The sequence below is a fragment of the Pseudomonas sp. 1 R 17 genome (assembly GCF_900067035.1).
Taxonomy (GTDB): Bacteria; Pseudomonadota; Gammaproteobacteria; order Pseudomonadales; family Pseudomonadaceae; genus Aquipseudomonas; species Aquipseudomonas marginalis.
In genome coordinates this window covers 228,476-247,760 of sequence record NZ_FKLB01000053.1, presented here as the reverse complement: position 1 = coordinate 247,760, position 19,285 = coordinate 228,476, and the positions used below count along the sequence as shown (strand labels likewise).

Annotated in this window: 14 protein-coding genes; 5 read left to right on the top strand and 9 right to left on the bottom strand. The window is 62.9% G+C overall.

The window, feature by feature from the left end; translation table 11 throughout:
* Positions 1 to 41: 41 nt before the first annotated feature.
* The 8 genes from BFP99_RS19260 to BFP99_RS19225 all read right to left on the bottom strand — a co-directional run bounded on the left by BFP99_RS19260 (position 42) and on the right by BFP99_RS19225 (position 14,350).
* The gene (locus BFP99_RS19260; RefSeq protein ID WP_256098182.1) at positions 42 to 5,762 is read right to left on the bottom strand and encodes a membrane-targeted effector domain-containing toxin; all 5,721 of its coding nucleotides are present in this window, start codon (positions 5,760 to 5,762) and stop codon (positions 42 to 44) included.
* Between the two features lie 80 nt (positions 5,763 to 5,842).
* Positions 5,843 to 7,549: an N-acetylglucosamine-specific PTS transporter subunit IIBC gene (gene nagE / locus BFP99_RS19255; RefSeq protein ID WP_065924845.1), complete on the bottom strand. Its 1,707-nt coding sequence runs from the start codon at positions 7,547 to 7,549 to the stop codon at positions 5,843 to 5,845.
* A 27-nt stretch (positions 7,550 to 7,576) separates the two neighbouring features.
* Positions 7,577 to 10,087: a phosphoenolpyruvate--protein phosphotransferase gene (gene ptsP / locus BFP99_RS19250; protein WP_065947913.1), complete on the bottom strand. Its 2,511-nt coding sequence runs from the start codon at positions 10,085 to 10,087 to the stop codon at positions 7,577 to 7,579.
* A gap of 29 nt (positions 10,088 to 10,116) precedes the next feature.
* Positions 10,117 to 11,139: an SIS domain-containing protein gene (locus BFP99_RS19245; protein ID WP_141690797.1), complete on the bottom strand. Its 1,023-nt coding sequence runs from the start codon at positions 11,137 to 11,139 to the stop codon at positions 10,117 to 10,119.
* Positions 11,120 to 12,226, bottom strand: a complete 1,107-nt coding sequence (nagA, locus tag BFP99_RS19240) for an N-acetylglucosamine-6-phosphate deacetylase (protein WP_065947912.1) — start codon at positions 12,224 to 12,226, stop codon at positions 11,120 to 11,122. Before nagA ends, BFP99_RS19245 begins: the two co-directional genes overlap by 20 nt.
* Before the next feature lie 10 nt (positions 12,227 to 12,236).
* On the bottom strand, positions 12,237 to 12,995 hold the full coding sequence (locus BFP99_RS19235; RefSeq protein ID WP_065947911.1) for a GntR family transcriptional regulator: 759 nt from the start codon (positions 12,993 to 12,995) through the stop codon (positions 12,237 to 12,239).
* A gap of 262 nt (positions 12,996 to 13,257) precedes the next feature.
* Positions 13,258 to 13,761, bottom strand: coding sequence for a L,D-transpeptidase family protein (locus BFP99_RS19230; protein WP_065947910.1), 504 nt, complete (start codon positions 13,759 to 13,761; stop codon positions 13,258 to 13,260).
* Positions 13,762 to 13,798: 37 nt separating this feature from the next.
* Positions 13,799 to 14,350, bottom strand: coding sequence for an NUDIX hydrolase (locus BFP99_RS19225; RefSeq protein WP_065924840.1), 552 nt, complete (start codon positions 14,348 to 14,350; stop codon positions 13,799 to 13,801).
* 146 nt (positions 14,351 to 14,496) lie between these two features.
* Between BFP99_RS19225 and BFP99_RS19220 the strand changes: the two genes are divergently transcribed.
* From BFP99_RS19220 to purT, 5 genes are all read left to right on the top strand, one after another.
* Positions 14,497 to 15,099: a CoA pyrophosphatase gene (locus tag BFP99_RS19220; protein ID WP_015885706.1), complete on the top strand. Its 603-nt coding sequence runs from the start codon at positions 14,497 to 14,499 to the stop codon at positions 15,097 to 15,099.
* A 35-nt stretch (positions 15,100 to 15,134) separates the two neighbouring features.
* Complete coding sequence (locus tag BFP99_RS19215) at positions 15,135 to 15,659, top strand: gamma carbonic anhydrase family protein (protein ID WP_065924838.1); 525 nt, start codon at positions 15,135 to 15,137, stop codon at positions 15,657 to 15,659.
* Positions 15,656 to 15,871 (top strand): DUF1289 domain-containing protein, encoded by a 216-nt coding sequence (locus tag BFP99_RS19210; protein WP_065924837.1) that lies wholly within the window; start codon positions 15,656 to 15,658, stop codon positions 15,869 to 15,871. The genes BFP99_RS19215 and BFP99_RS19210 overlap by 4 nt, the downstream gene beginning before the upstream one ends.
* A 163-nt stretch (positions 15,872 to 16,034) precedes the next feature.
* Positions 16,035 to 16,502: a VUT family protein gene (locus BFP99_RS19205; protein ID WP_065924836.1), complete on the top strand. Its 468-nt coding sequence runs from the start codon at positions 16,035 to 16,037 to the stop codon at positions 16,500 to 16,502.
* Between the two features lie 69 nt (positions 16,503 to 16,571).
* The gene (gene purT / locus BFP99_RS19200; protein WP_065924835.1) at positions 16,572 to 17,753 is read left to right on the top strand and encodes a formate-dependent phosphoribosylglycinamide formyltransferase; all 1,182 of its coding nucleotides are present in this window, start codon (positions 16,572 to 16,574) and stop codon (positions 17,751 to 17,753) included.
* Between the two features lie 97 nt (positions 17,754 to 17,850).
* Here the strand turns inward: purT and BFP99_RS19195 are convergent, their stop codons facing one another.
* Positions 17,851 to 19,161, bottom strand: coding sequence for an MFS transporter (locus BFP99_RS19195; RefSeq protein ID WP_065947909.1), 1,311 nt, complete (start codon positions 19,159 to 19,161; stop codon positions 17,851 to 17,853).
* Positions 19,162 to 19,285 lie beyond the last annotated feature (124 nt).

Genomic DNA, 19,285 nt, shown 5'->3' with positions numbered 1-19,285 from the left:
TTTGTTGGCTGTCATGCAATCAGGGCCAGGCCTTCAACGACTCAGGGCGCGGGGGTCAGCCCGACTTCCACCCGCAGTGCACTGATCAAGGTGCTTTCGTAGCTGAAGCGCTTGCCCTGCATCGGTTCCCAGCGGTCGACGTAATACAGGCCGTCAGCATTGACCTTGATGGGCGTCGACACAATTTCCCCGGTGCGCGAACGGTGCAGCACATTGTTCTGCGCCGGTGTTGGGCGTTCGATCAGGAAATGGCCGGGTCTTTTCAGCCGAGACCGGTCGACCGGAACGAACGGCGCTGGCGCCGTTAAGCCTTCCACACCGGCCTCCAGAACTAAGTCGCTACGCAAGGCCCTGGCATCGAGGTCTATGCCTTCGGAAAATGTCTCCCAGGTGCCGGGGCGAATGTTTCGCGCCAACGCGGGGGGCGTGTCCCTGACATGCAGGCTGACGGCACCTTGCAGTTCCGCCAGTCCGGGCACCCCCAGGTTGTTGTTGGTGTGAGTGCTGCCGATGAACGCGACCCACTTGTGTGGCCCATGCGCCGCCTGGTCGGCCTTGATCACATTTGAGGCGAAGTAGCTGAATATTTGGTTGCGCGTTACAGACATGTCCCCACCCAGCCCTTTGAGGTGATAACTGGCGGCGCAGTCCAGGGCGCGGACGCGCAAGCCGTGCTTGCCGGCTGCCTGGACGACTTCCGTGTACGTATCGCGGCCTTTGTAGCCGCGCATTTGCCCCTGGTCCAGATAGTTCAGGTAGCGCTTGAGGGTGTCCGGCAGGTGTTGGGTGCGCAGGAAAGTATCCAGCGCCTCCTGGTGCATATCGGTCAGCAGGTGTTCCACATACAGTGTCTTGAACTCCAGGGCTCTGAGTTTTTTCATCTGCTCGCGCAGCAGTCGCTTGCTCGATTGCGCAGCGTGCCCTTCACCGATCACCAGCCCCGTGAATTCGCTATGGCGGATGCTTTCGAGCAGCGCCTCTGGGTTTTTTGGTAAACCCAGGACTGAAGGCGCGGGCCTAGTGGGTGGCACGTGGTTGTCCAGGTAGGTTTCTGCATCTGTGTTCAGGCGTTCTCTCACGTTCTGGAAAGCCTGAAGCGCTTCGCGATGCTCCGGGTTCGTTGCGTAGTAGCGGGTATTGAGCCCATATCGCGTAGAGGTCTGTTGAGTGATGCTGTCCCTGAAAGATGGGGCTATATCGTAGTCGCTGAAATGGGTTGCGACGGCGATTGAGGCAACGGGTGTTGCCGGCTCGGGCGCCTTGTAGGCCGTGTGAAGGGTCAGTCGGTAGTCACCTTGAGCGAGTGGATCACCCGTTATGGCGCCAGGTTTGTCGACCCAGATACCCACCGGCTGGCCTGGGCCGACATCATCCACCCGCAAGGCCAGCGCGTCGTGCAAGTCGGCCAGGCCCGGCGTTTTATCGAAGGTACGCAGGCGCGAGGAATCCACTAACGCGATCCAGCGTGCGTCGGGCTCGTCGATGGCGTCGGTCTCGATGGTCTTGTGGGAATAGAAATTCCTCGAAGCGTTATCCCGCGGCGTAGTCACCGGGGTGTCACCCATTTGCAGGGCATCCTCCAGTTGATACGAGGTCGAGGCGTCGAGGGCTCTGAGTTTCAAGCCCTTTTTTTGCGCCTGGCGCACCAGGGCGACAAACGAATACTCGGCGTCTTCGGCGAAGCCAAACGCCTGGTCAATCGTCTTCAGGTGGCGTTCGATGTGCTGCCAGGATTTACCGGTGTTGAGCTTCTGCAATTTTGTGCGGAATAAATCGGCAGGCAGGTGCTCGATGTACAGGTACTTGAAGCCTTTGCTCAGCAAGCTGTCCATTTGCGTTATCAGGAGTTCTTTACTGGCGATGGAGCCTGGTGCCGCGCCGATGACCAAGTGCCGGTTTGCGGCCAAGGCATCGCTGGCCAGTAGTTGCGTAAATGAGGCGTCGGCGTCGATGGCCGGGACGTCGGCGCGGGCCGGCAACGGATCAAGGTGTTTGAAGAACGCTTCGGCGTCACTCGTCAAGCGTTCGGCCTGTTGCAAATAAGTGGTGCGCAGGGAGTGCAACTCGCTGGCGACGTGCCCCAGCGCGCCCTCCCGCGAGCCGAATTCCCATTCAGTCCGCTGCACGATGCTGGCCCGCACATCCGGATTGATCGCCAGTTCCAGTTTGCTCGCGTACTTCACCGGTATTTCATAGGGCTTGAGCGGCTCCGGTGTGTCGGGCAGTTTTTCATATTTAGGTGCGCCGCCGGTGATCCCGGTGCGGCTCCAGACGCCTTGCGCATCCGGGGCTGCCACGCGTGTGGTGGAGACCAGTTTGCCACTGGCCGGGTCCAGTCGGTAGAGCAGGTAGCGGCCGATGGGGTCCGGGGTTTTCTTCGCCCACAGCGCTTGGCCATCGAAGAGTACCGCTTGCATGTCTTCCAGGGCCAAGGGCTTGGGTTGCAGAGGCTGGACAAGTTTCAAGGCTTCGCTGGGGACGGCAGTGCGCCTGGCGATCGGGCTCACGGCGGGTCGGGCAAGCTGCCTGAGGGACACTAGGGCCGGGCGCAGATCGGTGAATGCGGCGCCGGCACTGTTGAGCATGTAGCCGATCAAGTGCTCCAGTGCGGCGCCGGTATCGCCCTGCTGGTAAGCGTGCAAGGCCAGCATGCCGTCCTTGAACGCCAGCAGCATGCCCAGGCTCAGGCTGAGGACGGGGAAGGGCGCGGTGGCAATCGCAGTGACCCACTCCACGCAGGTCCACAGAATACCGGTGATCATCTTGAGTCGATTGACCGTGGTGCCTTCAACATCGTCGATCTTGCGCTGCAGCTTCATGTTGTAAAGCGCTTGGCGCAGGTCCGGCAGGGGCACGCGGGTGGCGTCGTAGCGCGCAAGGCTGACGGAGGTCTTGTTCAGGTCCTCGGGTAATTGCGCCTTGGCGTTTTCCAGGAAAGTCCGTACTCGTGTCTGCGACTGGGCCCCTACCCGCAGGGTCAAATAGCCGACCATGCCGGGAATTTTTTTCAGCAGGTAATTGAACTGCCGGGCCTCGCGAAAGCTGATGCCATCCGGTGCGTTGGGGGTGTAGAGCAACGTCGGGAAGCCGCTGTGGCTGAACAGGAAGGTGTCGATGACCCACTCCCCGTCGACCAGCAGTCGATGGATGGCATAGGTGCCGCGCTGGTCGGTGGCGGTACTGCCCATGCTGGCGATACTGCGTTCAAGCCACTCCCAATCGACCCCGGCGATATGCCCTTGCAGGCGGCACTCCAAGGCAGCGTTCTGCATCTGGCGTTGGGTGATGCTCAGGGTTGCATTGCGCCGCAACTCGTAATCCGCGCTGCCGACATTCAATAGGCGGGCCCTGACCTCGTTGATGTAGCGCTGGCCGATCCACACACCGGTGACCGAGCGGGCGACCTTTTCTGCGGTCAGCGGGCTCAGGTCAATGCCGTTGGGACCTTTGAAGCGGGCCGCCCGCGAAAACTTTTCGTCGAGAAAACCCACGCCGTCCGCGTAGCCGTCACGGTACAGCTGGGTGTAGGTCAGCGGTTTCGGCGTCCAGGCGCCGAGCAGTGCCGGCGGCGAGAAGGCCCAGACGGTATCGGGGTCGACATCGTTCTGGTGACGTCCCAGCAGCTCGTTCAGGCGCTTTTTTGCCTGCTCATGCAGAAAGTCGGGGAAGCTGGGGAAGTGCGCATCGGACAGCGCAAAGACGTTGTAGGCATGCAGTGCACCCTCGGCGTCGTCAGCCAGTTTCAAAAGCTTCTGGCGGTTGGCGTTACTGGTGGAGCGGTACCAGTCCGGTGTGCTGAAGGCATAGTCGTCGACCCGTGTCGCCAGCACATGGGCCGACATGGCCTTGAGGCAATGAGCATGGTTGCCGATGTTGCCAAAGCGGACCTCTTTGTATTCCTCGGCATGAGGCTTGAAACTCAGGCCAGTCAAGACCTGCTTCATCGCTGCACGAAAGCGCAAGGCGACCCGCGTGATCAGGTAATCGGTGAGGGTGCCGGGCGGTTGTTTCGAACCGTTGTCCAGGCTCCAGCCAAGGATGTGCTGCTGGCAGGCAACCTCATCGTCGAATGCCTGGAATTGCTGCCGCCCAGGTGCCTCAGGGGTACACAGCAGCAGGCGTATGACCTTGCCGTTGCCGTCGCTCTGGCGCAGCACCCACATATCCTGCAACTGGGCCTCATGCAGAGACAGGGTTGCGGCGCTCAGGCGGGCGTCGGTGCCTTGGCGCAGGGTCTGCACCAATTGGAAGTCGTCTTCACTGAGATGGCCCTCGAGCACGGCGGTATAGGCCAGCGCGTTGATCCTTTGGTCGAGCATCTGTTCGATCGCGAGGCTGGTTTCGGGTTTTGCATGCATCTGTTGTTGCGCAGCGGCGAAGTCGAGGCGCGGTTGCAAGGTGCTAAGCGTCTGTACCAGCCAGGTCACGGTGAGGTCCTTGTATGCCTCTGGCAGTGGCGCTTCTTGATAGGTGAGCGTGGTTTTTTTCAGGAAGTCCGAGCCCGTCTGCTCGTCACCTTCGTGCAGCCCGCGCAGGGTCAGGTCGATCAGGTTGCGGTCGTGTTCGTACTCGCCGATGGGGGAGACGTAGCGACGGGTAGTGATCACCAGGCGTTCCGGTTCCAGGTCGTGGATATCCAGGTCTTCGCTCAGCCGCTCCAGCAGTTGATAGCGGGCCAGTGTTGCAGGCGTGGTGACCGGTCCCAGCAGTTCAAGCAGGTGTTGGCGGGCGGTGTTGTAGTCTGCCAGGTGCCTGGCCAATTCGGCCCGGCGGGTTTCGCTGGCGCTCCGGTACCAGTCCGGGGCGCTCTGGCGCAGGTAGCGCTCCAGCACGCGCTGGGCACGCCATGCCAGGCGTGCGGCCAGGTCGGGCAGGGACGCGACGATGGCGTGGTCCAGTGCGCTGATCAGCGTGTCCACGGCCTGCTCGGGGTTGTTCACCAGGCTCAGGGCATGGTCAATGTCTGCGTTGCGCTTATCGATCAGGGCGTTGTAGGTGTGTTCGAACAGCGGCCGGTCATTGATGGGCGTCAGTGCCAGCGGCCAGATCGCGCCGGGGCTGATGTGGTGGTAGCGCACCGGCAGCAGGTGCATGAAGTCGCGGCGTTGCGCGGCGTCATCCATGCCGCGCTGCAAATGCGCGTTCAGTTGAGGCAGGGAGCCAAAGGTTTCAATCCCGCGCGTGGGGGTGAACAGCATCACTTCGCCCACGGCCGGCATGGAGGAAAGGTCGGTGACGACCGGGCTGGTGCGTTCGGTCAGGACAAAGGCCCCGGCCAGTTCGATGGTTTGTGCTTGATAGTCCAGGGTCAACGCATAGAAACCAGGCCGCAGTGTGCTGCCCAGCGGCACACGCTCCAGCATGGCCTGTTGTTGCGGGTGCAGCAGACGGTCCTGGGCGCTCAGGGCGGTTTCGTTGGCAAGGGCAGTGAAACCGGCTTCAAAGGTCATGAAGGATTTACGCGGTTTTCCGTCGATCTGCTCGTAACGGTCGAGGTGTTCCAGATGGGTGTTGAGTGTGGCCTTGAGCGTGACCAGTTGTTGGGGCAGGTCAGCCTGTTTCAGCGATTGGTAAAGCGTTCGGCTCTTGTGCAGGAACTGCTGCCGGTAGCTCGCCAGGATTGCGTTGGTTTTTTCCAGATAGGCCTGTTCGGCTGAGGGTTTGTGTTCTGGCAACAGCGGTGCTTCGACATTGAGCAGGTGATGACCGATCTGATTGAGGTTGCTTTCGATGCCTTCAAAGGCCTGGGATGGTGTGTTCACAGGCGCGCTCTCCATGCTGATGATAGGAACCTCAGCATGGAGCGCTGCACCGTTGGCAAGGCGGTAGATAAGTCGCGATGTCAGGCGCTGGTGTGCACCGGATCACGGTTGGCCAGGGCCTTGAGCGCGCTGCTCAAGCCCTGGGCCGATTCACCCACCAGCAAGTGCCAGATGCCGTCGTCGAGCTGGCGGATTCCCTGGCAACCCAAGGCTGTGAGCTGCTGCTCGGACAGCGCTTGGTCATCAGCCAGCTTCAAGCGAATGCGGCTCATGGCCACGCACTCCAACTGCAACACATTACGCGCACCGCCCAGTGCATTCAGCCATTGTTCGGCGTGTGGCGGGGTGACAGCGCCGGCCTCGGGTTGAGCGGGGGCCGAGGGCGACGATGGCTGGCCGGACGTGGGCATGGCCAAGCGAATCTCGTCGGCAATGCTGTCCGCCAGTGGGCCCACCACCACCTGCAAGCTGCCGCCGTTACCGGGGCGCACCACGGCCATCGCGCCCAGGGCTTTGAGCTCTGCATCCACGGCCTTGTTGCGATCGACCATGTCCAGGCGCAGGCGTGTGGTGCACGCGCCGACACTCAGCAGGTTGTCAGCGCCGCCCAGCGCACGGATGTAGGCGCTGGCCCGTTGATGGTCGGTCATGACTTCGGTCGGGGCGGCCTGGATATCTTCCCGGCCCGGTGTCTTGAGGTTGAAGCGACGGATGCAGTAGCTGAACACGCTGTAGTAGATCACGGCATAGGCCAGGCCCACCGGCACCATCAGCCAGCCATTGGTGGACTTGCCCCAGCCCAGCACCATGTCGATAAACCCACCGGAGAAGGTAAAGCCCAGGTGGATGTTCAGCAAATTGGTGACGGCCATCGACAGGCCTGTGAGCAGCGCGTGCAGCAGGTAAAGGAACGGCGCGAGGAACATGAACGCGAATTCGATGGGTTCGGTCACGCCGGTCAGGAAGGAGGTCAGCGCCATCGACAGGAAGATCCCGCCCATGACTTTGCGCCGCTCCGGCAGGGCGTTGCGGTACATCGCCAGGCAGGCAGCGGGCAGGCCGAACAGCATCACCGGGAACATCCCCGTCATGAACTGGCCGCCCTTGGGGTCGCCGGCGAAGTAGCGGGTCAGGTCGCCAGTGACCACCGCACCGGTCAGCGGGTCGGTGAAACTGCCGAACACAAACCACGCCATGTTGTTGAGGATATGGTGCAGGCCGGTGACGATCAGCAGGCGGTTGAACACGCCAAACACGAACGCGCCGAGGCTGCCGCTTTCCATCAGCAATACGCCGAAGCTGTTGATCCCGTGCTGGATAGGCGGCCAGATCAAGCCAAATATCACCCCCAGCGCCACCGCTGAAAACCCGGTGACAATCGGCACAAACCGCCGCCCGCCGAAGAACGCCAGGTACTCCGGCAGCTTGATGTCCTTGAAGCGGTTATACAGCGCACCGGCCATCAAGCCGCTGGCGATACCGGCGAGCATGCCCATGTTGATGGTAGTGTCCATCACCTTGAGCGTGGAGATCATCACCAGGTAACCAATTGCCCCGGCCAGGCCTGCGGTGCCGTTATTGTCACGGGCAAAACCCACGGCAATACCGATGGCGAAGATCAGCGCCAGGTTGGCGAAGATCGCCTGCCCGGCATCGTGCATCACCGCGATGTTGAGCAAGTCGGTGTCGCCCAGGCGCAGCAAGAGACCGGCGATCGGCAAGATCGCGATCGGCAGCATCAGCGCACGGCCCAGGCGTTGCAGGCCTTCAATAAAGTGTTGGTACATGGCGTGTCTCCTTTTTTCTTGTTGTTGTCAGCTCAGCGGCCAGTGGTGTTGACAGGCTTGGCGAACCGCCCTGGCGCTGCTCAGGTCGAGCAGGCCGAGGCTCAGTTGCCGGCATTGCGCCGCGTCCAGGTGGCGGACGCGGTCCTTGATTTCGCCGATCTGCGGCGGGCTGACCGACAGCTCGCTGACCCCCAGGCCGACCAGTACCGGCGTGGCCAGCGGGTCGCTGGCCAAGGCCCCGCAGACACCGACCCAGCGGCCATGCCTGGCCGCGCCGGCGCAGGTCTGGGCGATCAGCCGCAGCAATGCCGGATGCAGCGCATCGACCCGCGCAGCCAGGCCGGCGTGGTCGCGGTCCATCGCCAGGGTGTACTGGGACAGGTCATTGGTGCCGATGGATAAGAAGTCCGCGTGCTCGGCCAACTGCTCGGCCATCAGCGCGGCGGCGGGCACTTCGATCATCACCCCCAGCTCCGGGCGCTGGGTCAGTTCCAGCTCGGCGCACAATTGATCCAGGCGTTGGCGAATGTGCAGCAGTTCGTCGACTTCGCTGACCATCGGCAGCAGGATGCGGCAGCGCTCCAAGGGGCACACTTGCAGCAGCGCACGCAGTTGCTGATCCAGCAGCTGCGGGCGTACCTGCGCCAGGCGAATACCGCGCAGGCCCAAGACCGGGTTGGCCTCGACGGGCAGCGGCAGGTAGTCGAGTTGTTTGTCGCCGCCCACATCGATGGTGCGGATGATCACCGACTTGTCGCCCATAGCATCCATCACAGCTTGATAGGCTTGGCGCTGCTCCTGTTCATCCGGCGCCGTGCGGCGGTCGACGAAGAGGAATTCGGTGCGCAGCAGGCCGACACCGTCAGCGCCATTTTCAAAGGCCACCTGGGCCTCGGCGCTGGAGGCGACATTGGCGGCCACTTCGATGTTCACGCCATCGCGGGTTTGCGCCGGTTGTTGGGCCTGGGCCTGTTGCTGCCGGCGACGCACTATCTGCGCGTCGCGGATCCGGTGGACTTCGGCATGACGCGCCTCGCTGGGGGCCAGTTCCAGGCGGCCGTTGCCGGCGTCGAGCACCACGCGCTGGCCGTGCGGCACATCGAGCACCTCAGCGCCCAACGCGACGACACATGGCAAGCCTTTGCCCCGCGCCAGGATGGCGACATGGGACGTGGCGCCACCTTCGGCCATGCAGATCCCGGCAGCCTGTTGCGCGCTCAGTTGCAGCAAATCCGAAGGGGTCAGTTCATGGGCGCTGACAATCGCTCCCGCAGGCAATTCGAAATGCCAGGCTTCACCCAACAGTGCGCGCAGGACCCGTTGTTGCAGGTCGCGCAGGTCGTTGGCGCGTTCGGCGAACAGCGGCTTGCCCAGGGCCAGCAATACCGCGCACTGCGCCTGGATCGCATCACGCCAGGCATGGGTGGCGGCGCTGCCGTGTTCGATAGCTTCGGTGGCGGCGTCCAGCAGGGCGGGGTCTTCGAGCAGGGCCAGGTGGGCGGCGAAGATCTCTTCTTCTTCGACGGCCTTGCGTTGGCGAGCCTGGTCCAGGGTGCTGCGGATTTCACCGCGCACCTGCTCCAGGGCTGCGTCCAGGCGTTGCAGTTGTTCGTCAGTGACGTGATGGCCGGGGTCCGACGGCAACTCGATACCCGCCAGCCGAAACAACGGCCCGCAGACCAGTCCCGGTGCCGCGCACACGCCCTGCAACACATCAACTTCCGTGGTTGCCCGGCGCGGCATGGCGACGACCGGTGCGTGGGGTTCAGCCTTGACGGCGGCGGACAAGGCCGCGACCAGCGCCTGCAGCGCGGCTTCGGCGTCCTTGCCGCGACAGGTCACGCGCACCTCGTCGCCTTCGCCAATGCCCAGCCCCATCAGACCGATCAGGCTGTCGCAGGCGGCCGACCTGGCGCCGAAGTGCACCTGCGCCTGGCTGCTGAAACCCTGGGCGGTCTTGCGAATCAACGCCGCCGGTCGTGCGTGCAGGCCGCCACGGTGCGTCACGTGCACGCTGGCGCTGGCTTCGGCGACGGCGTAATCCACAGCCGTTTGCTGCGCTGCGTTCGCACGCGGCACAACCTGCACCAAGGGGTCGCCCTGCTTGACGGTTTTCGCGGCCAGCGGGCGCATTTCAAAGTGTTCGCCATTGGTGAGGATGATCAGGCTGACCAGGCTTTTGCACTGGCGGGCAATACGGTCCAGGTCAAAGCGCACCAGCGCCTGGCCATTGCTGACCCGGGCGCCTTCCTTGACCAGCAGGGCAAACCCTTCGCCGTTCAATTCGACCGTGTCGATGCCGATGTGCAGCAACACTTCGGCGCCGTTGTCGGCGCGTATCGTCAAGGCGTGGCCGGTGCGGGCGACGTGGATGACCACGCCATCGCACGGCGCATGCAGGCAATCGTTGAGCGGGTCGATCGCCATGCCGTCGCCCAGGGCGCCGCTGGCGAACACGTCGTCAGGCACGTTGCCCAGGGCCAGTAACGGCCCGCTGAGGGGGGCGTTGAGGGTCAGTTCATTATTGTTGTTGGGCATGGGCACGGTACTCATCAGGAAAGCGCGACTCAGTGAGTGCGGGTAACTTTGCTCAGGTGGCGCGGCTGGTCCGGGTCCATGCCTCGGGCGACGGACAGGCCGGCCGCCATGACATAGAAACTCTGGATCGCCAGGATCGGGTCCAGGCTCGGGTGTTCGGCGCGGCTCAGGGTCAGGTCGCGTTCGGCGATATCGTCCGGTGCTGCGAGCAGCACGCGGGCACCGCGTTGGCGCATATCGGCGGCCAGGCTCAACAAGCCGGCTTGCTCGGCACCCCGTGGTGCGAAGACCAGCAGCGGGTAGTCCGCGCCGATCAAGGCCATCGGCCCGTGGCGTACCTCGGCGCTGCTGAAGGCTTCGGCCTGGATCGCCGAGGTTTCCTTGAGCTTGAGCGCCGCTTCCTGGGCGATGGCAAAACCGGCGCCCCGGCCGATCACCATCAGTTGCTGGCAGCCGCGCAGCGCCTCGATGGCGGGCGTCCAGTCCTGCCCGGCGGCTTCACGCAGGCCTTCGGGCAGGGCCTGGCAGGCTTGCAGCAAGTCGGGCTCCTGGTTCCAGTGGCCGATCAACAGCGCGCTGGCGCTGAGGGTGGCGATAAAGCTCTTGGTCGCGGCCACGCTGAGTTCCGGCCCGGCGCACAGGGGTACATGGAATTCGCAGGCGGCTTCCAGCGGCGAGTCTTCGGCGTTGACCAGCGAGATGCTCAAGGCGCCACGCTTGCGCAGCAGGCGCAAGCTGTTGACCAGGTCCGGGCTTTGCCCCGACTGGGAGAAACCGAACGCTACCTGGCCGCTGACTTTCATGGGTGCTTGCAACAAGGTCACCACCGACATCGGCAACGACGCCACCGGGATGCCGACATGCTGCATGGCCAGGTAGGCGAAGTAGCTGGCGGCGTGGTCCGAGCTGCCCCGCGCAATGGTCATCGCCACCTGCGGCGGCTGGCGGCGCAGGCGGCCGGCGACTTCTTCCAGCAGTGGGCCCAGGCGTTGCAGTTGTGCCGCGACGGCGTCAGCGGAGGCCAAGGCCTCTTCAAGCATTTTTGAAGACAATGGTTTCTCCTTCGACCATGACGTCGGTGAGGTGCAGGGAGCGGTCCAGGCGTACGCAGTCGGCAAAGCTGCCCGGTTGCAGGCGGCCGCGTTCTTCCAGACCCAGGTAATCCGCCGGAAATTGCGACAGGCGTTGTGAGGCTTCGCTGATCGGCAGGCCGATCTTCACCAGGTTGCGCAGCGCCTGGTCCATGGTCAGCGTACTGCCGGCCAGGGTCCCGTCGGCCAGGCGTACACCGCCCAGGCATTTGGTCACGGTGTGGCTGCCCAGCTTGTATTCGCCATCGGGCATGCCGGCGGCGGCGGTGGAATCGGTGACGCAATACAGGCACGGGATCGCCCGCAGGGCTACGCGCATGGCACCGGGGTGCACATGCAGCAGGTCCGGAATCAATTCTGCGTACTTGGCGTGGGCCAGCGCGGCGCCGACGATGCCCGGCTCACGGTGATGCAACGGGCTCATGGCGTTGTACAAATGGGTAAAGCTGGTGGCGCCGGCGGCGAGGGCGGCGACGCCTTCTTCATAGCTGCCCAGGGTGTGGCCGATCTGCATGCGCACGCCGCGCTCGCTGAGGGCGCGGATCAGGGCGTCGTGGCCGGCGATTTCCGGGGCGATGGTGATCACCCGGATCGGCGCCAGGCGCAGGTAGGCTTCGACTTCGGCCATCAAGGCGGTGTGGGCGAAGTTGGGCTGCGCGCCGAGTTTTCCCGGGTTGATGTAGGGGCCTTCCAGGTGCACGCCGAGTACCCGGGCGCTGCCCGTAGGACGCTGCTCGCAGAAGCGCCCGAGTTGGCCGAGCACGCTGGAGATTTCATCCACCGGCGCGGTCATGGTGGTGGCCAACAGCGACGTCGTACCAAAACGCACATGGGTGCGGGTGATGGTCTCGAAAGCGTCGGCGCCTTCCATGATGTCTTTACCGCCGCCGCCGTGGACGTGCAGGTCGATAAAACCCGGCAGTAGGTAGGGCAAATCGTTGTCGGCCGGGTCGCAAGGTTCGCCCTCGATGGCGATGACTTTGCCGTGCTGGTGCACCAGGCGGCCGCGCATCCAGCCGTGGGGCGTGAGGATATTGTCTTCGGACATGGGCAGTTCTCTAAGGCCGCAACTCGGCGGCAAAGTCGTAGCGGCGCAGTTCTGCGACGAAGTCGTAGTAGTCGTTGCGGCAGTAGGTGTCGGTGATTTCGATCGGCGTGTTGTCGGCGGTGTAGCCCACGCGAGTCATCAACAGCATGGCGGTGCCGGGGGCGATGCCCACCAGTCTGGCGAACTCGTCCGAGGCATTGATCGCCTGGATGTGTTGCAGGGCGCGCACGATGGGCTTGCCGATGCTTTCGAGGTATTCGTACAACGAATTGCCGATGGCTTGCGGCTGCGGCAGCACCGAGGCGGGCATGGCGGTCATCTCGATGGCCATCACTGTGTCATCGGCTTTGCGCAGGCGTTTGAGGCGCGCCACCTTGTCGGTCGGCGACAGGCACAGGCGTATCAGCTCTTCGTGGGTCGGCGGCGTGATGTCGCGCTCCAGCCATTGGGAGCTGGGCACGAAGCCTTTGAGGCGCAACATTTCGCTGAAGCCCGACAGGCGTGACAGCGGCTGCTCCAGGCGTGGCGTGATAAAGGTGCCGGAACCCTGGCTGCGGCGGATCAGGCCTTGGGCGAACAACACTTCCAGCGCTTTACGGGCGGTCACCCGCGAAATGCTCAGCTGTTCGCTGAGGGCGCGCTCCGAGGGCAGGGCCTGTTCGGATTTCCACTGGCCGGCATGGATCGCCGCTTCCAGGTTGCGGGCCAATTGCAGGTACAGCGGCGTGGATTGTTTGTCGTCGGGACGCAGCGTCAGGATGGGGTTCATCTATGAGGTTTCCGATGCGGTTATTGGAGTGTTGTCGCCCGGTATTGGCCGGAAGCTAATACCACTTAAATACCATGTCAATGCTGCCAAAACGGTGCGAGTACCGGTTTCAGGGCGCCTTAATGGTGCCCGGTATAAAGTGGTATTAGAGAGGTCTTTATCGCGCGCAGAAGTGCGCAGCCCGCGCGGTGAACTGGTATTCACCGGCAGGCGTGGGAGGGGGAGGGAAATATTTTTAATTAAATTACGAACGGTCGAAGATTTACGGGCGGATCTCGATCAGCGTGCCGTCCTTGACCAGGTTCCAGACTTCGCGCATATCGACGTTGCGCATACCGATGCAGCCGTCTGTCCAGTCCAGGGTGTGGAACCACTGCTCCGGGTAGTCTTCGGTGTCGGGCGTGCCGTGGATCATGATCATGCTGCCGGGCTTCACCCCTTCGCGGCGGGCGCGGGCGGCATCGCTGATATTCGGGTAGGAGATGTGCATGGACAGGTAGTAGCGGTCGCTGGTCTTGCGCCAGTCGATCCAGTACAGGCCTTCCGGGGTGCGGCGGTCGCCCTCGATCAGCTTGTGGCCCTTGGGGTTTTTGCCCAGGGAAATCCGATAGGTCTTGAGGGGCTTGCCGTCGTTGATCAACTGCAATTGGTGGGCGGACTTGAGCACCAGGACTTTTTCGACCGTCTTGCCGCCCAGGGTTTCCACGGTAGAGGCCGGCGAAAGCGTGGCGAACGACAGGCAGATCAGAGCAAGCAACCAACGCATTAAAACGGTATCCCTGTGGCGACGAGCTGCCGAATGGTTATTGGGCGGGCTTTGAAGAAAGAGGTGGCACGGCTTCGCTGCGCACCGGGAAGGACTGCTGGCGGCGGTCGGCGAAAAAGTATTCTAGGGTACGCCCGACCGTGCGGAAAGCCAGCTCGGACCAAGGGATGTCCGCCTCGTCGAACAGCTGCACTTCGAGGCTTTCGGGGCCGGCGGCGAAGTCCAGGTCGACCAGTTCGGCGCGGTAGAAGATATGCACCTGGCTGATATGCGGCACGTCGATCAGCGTATAGATCGCCAGGTTGCGCACGCGGGCGCAGGCTTCCTCCAGGGTTTCGCGCGTGGCGGCCTGTTCGACGGTCTCGCCGTTTTCCATAAAACCGGCGGGCAGGGTCCAGTAACCCAGGCGCGGCTCGATGGCACGACGGCACAGCAGCACTTTATCGCCCCACACTGGCACGGTACCGGCGACGATATTGGGGTTCTGATAGTGGATGGTGGAGCAGTGATCACACACAAAACGCAGGCGCCCGTCGCCTTCGGGAATGCGTTGGGTCACCGGTTTACCGCACTGGCTACAGAAATTCATGCTGGGGTTCCTGGAAAGTGCGCCTATCTTGGCGTGGCGGGCGGGGGCCTGCAAGTTGTCGTTTAGCGACACCTGCCGGGTTTTGGGGTTGGGCACCCGCACGCTTTGGTGCATGATGCAAGGTAGCCAACAGACCGAGATGACTCATGCTGGACGAGCTACTTCGCCGGGTAAGCAATCACACCCCCCACACGCTGGAAACCGACGGGCGTTTCCCCGAGGCCGCGGTGCTGGTGCCGATTACCCGCAGTGACGAACCTGAGCTGATCCTGACCCTGCGCGCCAGCGGCCTGTCGACCCATGGTGGCGAAGTGGCCTTTCCCGGCGGGCGCCGCGACCCCGAAGACCCGGACCTGATCTTCACCGCCCTGCGTGAAGCCGAAGAAGAAATCGGCCTGCCCCCCGGCCTGGTGGAAGTCATCGGCCCACTGAGCCCGCTGATCTCCCTGCACGGCATCCGGGTCACGCCCTATGTGGGGGTGATCCCCGACTACGTCGAGTACCTGGCCAACGATGCTGAAATCGCTGCCGTCTTCAGCGTTCCCCTGGACTTTTTCCGACAGGATCCACGCGAACATACCCACCGAATCGATTACCAGGGTCGCAGTTGGTACGTGCCCAGTTATCGCTTCGGCGAATACAAGATCTGGGGCCTGACGGCAATCATGATCGTCGAGTTGATCAATCTGCTTTATGACGACGCCCAGATAAGCCTGCACCAGCCGCCCAAGAGCTTCATCAATACCTAAGCCGTCGTTTGAACGGCCAGCCGTGAGGGAACAGCATGAAATACCGCCTGGGCGATGCCCGCGTCGAGACCCATCCACACAGCTGGGTGGCGCCGAATGCCACGCTGGTGGGCAAGGTCAAGCTGGAGGAGGGCGCCAACGTCTGGTTCAACGCGGTGCTGCGTGGCGACAACGAGCTGATCCTGATCGGCAAGAACAGCAACGTCCAGGACGGCAGCGTGATGCACACCGATATGGGCTACCCGCTGACCCTGGGCACCGGCGTGACCATCGGCCATAACGCCATGCTGCATGGCTGCACGGTCGACGATTACAGCCTGATCGGTATCAACGCGGTGATCCTCAACGGCGCCAAGATCGGCAAGCACTGCATCATCGGCGCCAACGCGTTGATCGGCGAAGGCAAGGAAATCCCCGATGGCTCCCTGGTGATGGGCTCGCCGGGCAAAGTCGTGCGTGAGTTGACCGACGCACAGAAGCGGATGCTGGAAGCCAGCGCCGCGCACTATGTGCATAACGCCCAGCGTTACGCGCGGGACCTGGTTGAGCAGGAAGAATGAACCCGATTGAACGCCCCGTCGCCTCGCCGTGCGTGAGCATTTGTGCGCTGGACGATGACGATATCTGCACCGGCTGCCAGCGCACCGTGGATGAGATTACGCGTTGGAGCCGCATGGACAACGCCGAGCGCCGGGTGGTGTTGGGGTTGTGCCATGAGCGGGCGGTGGCGAGTGGGTTGGTGTTTATGGTTTCTGGGAAATCCGGTGCCTGATAGACCGCCATCGGGGCAAGCCCCCTCCCACACTTGACCGCGTTTGATCTGTAAGAATGCGGTCAACATGTGGGAGGGGGCTTGTCCCCGATGAGGCCCTCCCAGACGACATATTTCAAAATGTGAAGTACCCTGTGCCCCTTGTTCACAGGTCCCTCGCCCCATGCTCTTCCTGATCGCCTACATCAGCAGCGTCGTGCTGATCAACTTCGCCTTCTCCACTGCCCCGCACCTGGACGTCATCTGGTCGGCCTGGGGCGGCCTGGTGTTTATTCTGCGCGACATGGTGCAAACCCGCTTCGGCCACGGGGCGATCATCGCCATGCTGGCGGCGCTGGTGTTGTCGTATATCACTTCGGACCCGTCCATCGCCCTGGCCAGCGCCACGGCATTCGCGGTGTCGGAATGCATTGACTGGCTGGTGTTCAGCATCACCAAGCGCCCGCTCCACGACCGCCTGTGGATAAGTTCGGCGCTCAGCATTCCCCTTGATACCTTTATCTTCTTCGGCCTGATCGGTGCGCTCACCCCTGCCGTGGTGGGCACCGCCTTGGCGTCGAAGTTCGCCGGGGTCACGGCGGTGTGGCTGATCATGGCCTGGCGCATCCGCAAGCGGGCCGTCGCCAACTGAGGCCAATTTTTACAGTTCATGTAAAATGCCGGCCTTTCTCCCCATGATCCGCTCCCCTGAGGACCTGAGATGACCCGAATCGGAACTCCATTGTCGCCAACCGCGACCCGCGTTTTGCTGTGTGGCTGCGGCGAGCTCGGCAAGGAAGTGGTAATCGAACTGCAACGCCTGGGCGTTGAAGTGATTGCCGTGGATCGCTACGCCAATGCGCCGGCCATGCAGGTTGCGCACCGTAGCCACGTGATCAACATGCTCGACGGCGCCGCCCTGCGAGCCGTCATCGAAGCCGAAAAGCCGCACTTCATCGTGCCGGAAATCGAAGCCATCGCCACCGCGACGCTGGTTGAGCTGGAAGCCGAAGGCTTCACCGTGATCCCGACTGCGCGCGCCACGTCGCTGACCATGAACCGTGAAGGCATCCGTCGCCTGGCCGCCGAAGAACTGGACCTGCCGACCTCGCCGTACCATTTCGCCGACACCTTCGAGGACTACAGCAAGGCCGTCCAGGACCTGGGTTTCCCCTGCGTGGTCAAGCCGGTGATGAGTTCGTCGGGCAAGGGCCAGAGCCTGCTGCGCAGCGCTGACGACGTGCGCAAAGCCTGGGATTACGCCCAGGAAGGCGGACGTGCAGGCAAGGGCCGAGTGATCATCGAAGGTTTTATCGACTTCGACTACGAAATCACCCTGCTGACCGTGCGCCACATCGGCGGCACCACCTTCTGCGCGCCGGTCGGCCACCGTCAGGAGAAAGGCGACTATCAGGAATCCTGGCAGCCACAGGCCATGAGCCCGGTTGCGCTGGCAGAGTCCGAGCGCGTCGCCAAAGCCGTGACCGAAGCCTTGGGTGGCCGTGGTCTGTTTGGCGTGGAACTGTTCATCAAGGGTGATCAGGTGTGGTTCAGCGAAGTGTCGCCACGCCCGCACGACACGGGTTTGGTGACGTTGATTTCCCAGGACCTGTCGCAGTTTGCCCTGCATGCGCGTGCCATCCTGGGCTTGCCAATCCCGTTGATCCGTCAGTTCGGGCCTTCGGCGTCGGCGGTGATTCTGGTGGAAGGGCAGTCGACCCAGACCGCGTTTGCCAACCTCGGCGCTGCACTGAGCGAGCCGGACACGGCGTTGCGTCTGTTTGGTAAGCCAGAAGTGAATGGCCAGCGCCGCATGGGCGTGGCGTTGGCGCGGGATGAATCGATTGAAGCGGCTCGGGCCAAGGCGACCCGTGCTTCCCAGGCGGTTGTGGTAGAGCTTTAAAGCATCGGGAGCAAGCCCCCTTCCACATTTTGATCGCATTGTTCCAGTAGAAATGCGGTCAAAATGTGGGAGGGGGCTTGCTCCCGATAGCTGTTTATCAGACGACCTTGTTCAAATCGTTATCCCGCGTCTCTTTCAGGCACAGCACAGCAATCAAGCTGAGCAACGCTGCCGCCGACACATACCCACCGACATAACTCAGCCCACCCATCGCCACCAGCTTGGTCGCGAAGAACGGTGCAGCCGAAGCGCCCACAATCCCACCCAGGTTATACGCTGCCGAAGCACCGGTATAACGCACGCGGGTCGGGAACAGTTCCGGCAGCATGGCGCCCATCGGCGCGAAGGTTACGCCCATCAGGAACAGCTCCAGCGCCAGGAACAATGCCACGGCCCAGGTCGAACCGTGGGTCAGCAGGGGCTCCATGGTGAAGCCGGACAGGATCGCCAGGATTGCGCCGACGATCAGCACCGGCCTGCGTCCGTAGCGATCACTGGCCAAGGCGGCCAAAGGCGTGGCAAGGCCCATGAACAATACGGCAAAGCACAGCAGCCCAAGGAATGTCTCGCGGCTGTAGCCCAAGGTCGACACGCCGTAGCTCAGGGAAAACGCAGTGGTGATGTAAAACAGCGCGTAGCACACCACCATCGACGCGGCGCCCAGCAGCACCGGCAGCCAATGCTGGCTGAATAACTCCACCAGCGGCACTTTCACCGGCTTTTCCTTGGCCACGGCGTTGGCGAACACCGGAGTTTCGTGCAGTTTCAAGCGTGCATACAGGCCGACCATCACCAGCGCCGCGCTGAGGATGAACGGAATACGCCAGCCCCAACTGCGGAACTGCTCGTCGTTGAGGCTCATGGCCAGGATCAGGAACAGGCCGTTGGCGGCCAGGAACCCGAGGGAGGGGCCCAGTTGCGGAAACATGCCGAACCAGGCGCGTTTGCCTTTGGGCGCGTTCTCGGTGGCCAGCAAGGCGGCGCCGCCCCATTCCCCGCCCAACCCAAGGCCCTGGCCGAAACGCAGCACGCACAACAGGATCGGCGCCCAGGCCCCGATGCTGTCATAGCCGGGCAGCAAACCGATCAGCGTGGTGCACACGCCCATTAGCAGCAACGAGGCCACCAGCGTGGATTTTCGGCCGATACGGTCGCCAAAGTGGCCAAACAATGCCGAGCCCAGCGGACGCGCGATAAAGGCGATGCCAAAGGTCAGGAATGACGCCAGCATCTGCGCAGTGCCGGAGGTCTGCGGGAAGAACACCGGGCCGATCACCAGGGCTGCGGCGGTGGCGTAAATATAGAAGTCGTAGAACTCGATGGCGGTGCCGACGATGCTCGCGGTGGCGACTCGTGCAGTCGAGTTGGTCGGGGCGGCGGTCGCAGCCTCGTTATAGGTGGTGCTCATTGAGTTATCCCTGACAGTCGTTGCGCGTTTGGACGCGGATTATTATTGGGTCGAACCCCCTTGGATCAGGGTAGTGCGCGGGGCGGCTCGGGATGGGAGCGAACACCGGTCAGACACGATGCAG

Bases quoted from the DNA above. Each gene is read 5' to 3' on its own strand.
- BFP99_RS19215 (WP_065924838.1), top strand. From the start codon at position 15,135: ATGAAATACCGCCTGGGCGATGCCCGCGTCGAGACCCATCCACACAGC.
- BFP99_RS19210 (WP_065924837.1), top strand. From the start codon at position 15,656: ATGAACCCGATTGAACGCCCCGTCGCCTCGCCGTGCGTGAGCATTTGT.
- ptsP (WP_065947913.1), bottom strand. From the start codon at position 10,087: ATGCCCAACAACAATAATGAACTGACCCTCAACGCCCCCCTCAGCGGG.
- BFP99_RS19225 (WP_065924840.1), bottom strand. From the start codon at position 14,350: ATGAATTTCTGTAGCCAGTGCGGTAAACCGGTGACCCAACGCATTCCC.
- nagA (WP_065947912.1), bottom strand. From the start codon at position 12,226: ATGTCCGAAGACAATATCCTCACGCCCCACGGCTGGATGCGCGGCCGC.
- nagE (WP_065924845.1), bottom strand. From the start codon at position 7,549: ATGTACCAACACTTTATTGAAGGCCTGCAACGCCTGGGCCGTGCGCTG.
- BFP99_RS19195 (WP_065947909.1), bottom strand. From the start codon at position 19,161: ATGAGCACCACCTATAACGAGGCTGCGACCGCCGCCCCGACCAACTCG.
- BFP99_RS19235 (WP_065947911.1), bottom strand. From the start codon at position 12,995: ATGAACCCCATCCTGACGCTGCGTCCCGACGACAAACAATCCACGCCG.
- BFP99_RS19230 (WP_065947910.1), bottom strand. From the start codon at position 13,761: ATGCGTTGGTTGCTTGCTCTGATCTGCCTGTCGTTCGCCACGCTTTCG.
- purT (WP_065924835.1), top strand. From the start codon at position 16,572: ATGACCCGAATCGGAACTCCATTGTCGCCAACCGCGACCCGCGTTTTG.
- BFP99_RS19205 (WP_065924836.1), top strand. From the start codon at position 16,035: ATGCTCTTCCTGATCGCCTACATCAGCAGCGTCGTGCTGATCAACTTC.
- BFP99_RS19220 (WP_015885706.1), top strand. From the start codon at position 14,497: ATGCTGGACGAGCTACTTCGCCGGGTAAGCAATCACACCCCCCACACG.